This is a genomic window from Nocardia sp. NPDC004722 (assembly GCF_053601505.1).
In genome coordinates this window covers 1-1,395 of record NZ_JBSGBY010001067.1, presented here as the reverse complement: position 1 = coordinate 1,395, position 1,395 = coordinate 1, and the positions used below count along the sequence as shown (strand labels likewise).

General features: G+C 72.8%; 2 protein-coding genes. One reads left to right on the top strand and one right to left on the bottom strand.

Annotated features, from left to right (window positions below):
- The first annotated feature begins 38 nt into the window (after positions 1-38).
- Positions 39-437 (top strand): hypothetical protein, encoded by a 399-nt coding sequence (locus tag ACWELQ_RS45715; RefSeq protein WP_452403195.1) that lies wholly within the window; start codon positions 39-41, stop codon positions 435-437.
- Positions 438-462: 25 nt separating this feature from the next.
- On the opposite strand, the gene ACWELQ_RS45710 is transcribed toward ACWELQ_RS45715, so the two are convergent.
- Positions 463-1,206 carry an alpha/beta fold hydrolase gene (locus ACWELQ_RS45710; protein WP_452403194.1) on the bottom strand — a complete coding sequence of 248 codons (744 nt, stop codon included), beginning with the start codon at positions 1,204-1,206 and terminating at the stop codon, positions 463-465.
- Positions 1,207-1,395 lie beyond the last annotated feature (189 nt).

Below are 1,395 nucleotides of genomic sequence, written 5' to 3'. Positions count from 1 at the left end.
GCCGACCTTGGGCATCTGGGCCTTGAGCTGCCGTGCTCATGCTCCACCATGGTCAGCCCGTCGACGCCCTCGAACGCACCGACCTGACGCTCGACCAGGCCCGCGCCGAACTCGGCGGCGTCTGGCTGCCCTGGTACGCGGCCTTGCACGCGGAAGCCGCGGCCCTGACCGGATCAGCGGAGCCCGCCGACCTCGCGGACGCGCGTGCCGCGGTCGCGGGAAACCCGGTGGCCACCGCCCTCGTCGACCGAGCCGAGGCCCTGCTCGCCAAGGACCGCGACCGCCTGCTCTCCACCGCGACCACCTTCGGCGCGGCGGGCTGGCAGTACCAGTCCGCCCGCACGAAGATCCTGGCCGGAGGCTCCGCCGGTGCCGAGGGCGCCGCCGAGATCACCGCACTCGGCCTGGCCCCGATGAACGCCCTCGTACACCTCTAGCAGCGGCCGCCCGGCGCGACCGGGCTCACACCCCGTCGGCGAGGAAGGTGTGCAGGCGTTCGGCGAATCCCGGTGCGGCGGCGACGAAATGCCCGGCGCCGGGGGCTACCGCGCGGCGGGCGTCGAGCCTGGACGCGAGGGCGTCGCACACCCGCTCCAGGGCGGGGGTGTGGGCGCCGGAGGCGACGAGGGCGGGAATTCCGCTGGATCGCAACGCTTCCAGGTCGGGGCGGGCTTGGCTGGGCAGGCGACCGTGGTGGGCGCGGCGGACGGCGGCCGCCGCGGCGGCGGGGAGCGGGCCGGGGTCGATACCGGGGGAGCCGGACAGGACCAGGAATTCGCGGAGGGCGGCCGGGTCGGTGTCGAGGCCGTGACTGAGGACCTGATCGCCCAGGTCGCGCAGCCGCGCCACCTCGGGATCGTCAGGAGCGACGAAGTACAGCGGTGGTTCGATCAGGGTCAATGATCGGACGGCCCAAGGGTTTCGGACGGCGGCCAGCAGGGAGCCCAGCACTCCGTAGGAGTGCGCGACCACGTGCGGGCGGTATTCGTCGAACACGGTGGCGAGGTCCTCGGCGTCGATCTCGAAGTCCTGTCCGAGGCCGGGGACCGGGGGACTGGGCGGGAAACCGCGGCGGTAGATCAGCAGCAGCGTCCATCGTTCGGCCAGCGAATCCAGCCCGGCCCAGGTTGTTTTCGGCCCCGCGCCGCCGTGTACCAGCGCGACTTCCGGGCCGTCTCCCCATCGATGCACTGCGAGAGCGTCCACGATCCCAGTCTCTGCCCGGTAGCCGCTCCGGTCGAGCGAGAGACTGCTCACAGCCCGTCGCCGAATTCAGCAGCCGGGACCGGACTTCGCGGTCGCGTCGTGCAGCGAGGTGAGGATGCACCTGCTCTTGTCTCGACTCTGACCGGCGGCGGTATCCAGGGCAGCCACCAGTGCGTCGGCGCGGGCGCG